Below are 2,059 nucleotides of genomic sequence, written 5' to 3' on the forward strand. Positions count from 1 at the left end.
CGCCGACAGCCACCGTCACAAAAGGGGCACTCCAGTTTCACGTCACAATCACCACCACCGGTGGGTCAGGGTTCAGCGGCAGTCACGTTACTCCGGCCTGCGCGCCGCCGTGGTCGCGGGCTTGCCCACCTTGGGAATCGAGGAGGTGATGGCTTCTTCGTCGACACCGACCCCGAGTCGCCGCCCGGAGGTCTCGGGCATCATCAGGGTGGCGCAGAACGCGCCGATTGCGATCACTGACAGATATACCGCCGGAGCGATGGGCTGTCCGGTGATGTCGATCAGCCATGTGGCCACGAACGGCGCGGTGCCGCCGAAGACGGCGTAGCTGATGTTGTAGGTGACCGCGGAGGCGGTGTAGCGGACCCGGGTCGGGAAGACCTCGGTCAGCAGTACCGCGGTGACCACATTGGCGGTGACGGTGCCCACCATGATCATCAACTGTCCGCTCAGCGCGCCGATGAATGTCTCCGAAGAGACGATCATGTATCCGGGTACCGCGGTGAGCGCGAGCAGGGCCGCCGAGGCGAACATCGTCCGGCGTCGTCCCACCCGGTCGCAGATCACCCCGATGAACGGGGCCAACACGGCGGCGCAGCTCAGCGCGATCACGTTGGACAGCAGTACCGGGGTCGCGTCCAGGCCGACGACCTCGCGCAGGAACGTGGTCATGTAGGTGGAGAAAATGTAGAACGAGAGCGCGGTCAGCGAGATGTAACCGCCAAGGATCAGCATCGGTCGGGCCTGCTCTCGCAGTGTGGTGCGGAGGGGCGCGTGCACTGCCTGTTCGGGCGCGTCCTGGACTTCCTGGAACAGCGGCGACTCCTGGAGACGACGCCGGATCCAGAAGGCGATCAACCCCAGCGGAGCGGCCACCAGGAACGGGATGCGCCAGCCCCACTCGTTCATCGCAGCCTCGCCGAGTCCGGCAGAGAGCAGGAAGCTCAGTGCGGCCGCGGCAGCGAAAGCGGAGAAGGTCGCCGTGGGCATCGCTGAGCCCCAGCGAGCCCGCTGGTGCGAGGGGGCGTGCTCGATCACATAAGTCACTGCGCCGGCGTACTCACCACCGGCCGACAGACCCTGCAGGCACCGAGCGAGGGTGAGCAGGACGGCGGCCCAGATGCCGATCTGCTCGTAGCTGGGCAGCACACCGATGGCGGCTGTGGAAGCCGACATCAGCAGCACGGTGATGATCAGAACGCGTTTGCGACCGATCTTGTCCCCGAGCACGCCGAAGAACGCACCACCCAGTGGACGCAAAGCGAAGGCGACGGCGAAGACAGCGAAAGTCTGCAGCAGCGCGACGACCGGATCCTCGGACCGGAAGAAGGTTTGGGCGATGATCGGAGCCATGAATCCATAGACGGCGAAGTCGAACCATTCGACAACGGTTCCGGCGAAACCGGCGAAAGTGGCTTTGCGCAGCGTCTCCGGATCGGCATGCGGTGTGTGCGCGCCGTCCGTGGAATCCGCCTGCTCTAGTCGAGCGGCAGGGTCAACGGGCTGTGAGGCGTTCTCGAGATCTTTCATGGACGGTTCTCCTCAGGAGTCTGAGCGGGGTCTTGGGGCAACCCGCTTGGGACGAACTGTTTGGCCGAGAGCGCCAGTTCGAAGTAGCCGGGTACAGAAGTAGCGGGCTGCGGCGGCTGCGACGAGTAGCCCTGCAGGGTCGACGCGCAGCAGGTCCTCAAGCTAGTCGTGGCTCTTCTCGCTCATGATGCCGGGCTCCTCGTGGCGGTGGCCGGCTGTGGACTTCGATCACCAACCAGCGCTAGTAGCGACCTAGATCACTACTTTTTGTGCTGTAGGATCAATCTAGTTGCTAGAACAGCAACGCACAAGGGTGGGTCTCGTCTTTTTCGACGCACGCCGCCCTGCCCGGCAGAGTCCGCTCCGGTAGCGTGGAGTCTCGCGGGCAAGCAGTCAGGAGAAGCCATGAGCGGGTCAGAGAACGGCCGGGGCGAGGGCCCCCAAGGTGCGGCGGCGTCCCTACTCAACGGCCTACGGGTGCTGGAGGCCTTCCGCGTGGACAGTCCCACGCTCGGAGTCACCGACGTAG

General features: G+C 64.8%; 1 protein-coding gene. It reads right to left on the minus strand.

Annotation, left to right across the window (positions count from 1 at the left end; genetic code table 11):
- Positions 1–87: 87 nt before the first annotated feature.
- Entirely contained in the window at positions 88–1,530 is a 1,443-nt protein-coding gene (locus Q4E95_RS13175) for an MFS transporter (RefSeq protein ID WP_303383733.1), read from the minus strand.
- Between the last annotated feature and the right edge of the window lie 529 nt (positions 1,531–2,059).

Source organism: Kocuria sp. (assembly GCF_030536815.1).
Classification (GTDB): Bacteria; Actinomycetota; Actinomycetes; order Actinomycetales; family Micrococcaceae; genus Kocuria; species Kocuria gwangalliensis.

Coding starts and splice junctions, on each gene's coding strand:
- Q4E95_RS13175 (WP_303383733.1), bottom strand. CDS start 1,530: ATGAAAGATCTCGAGAACGCCTCACAGCCCGTTGACCCTGCCGCTCGA.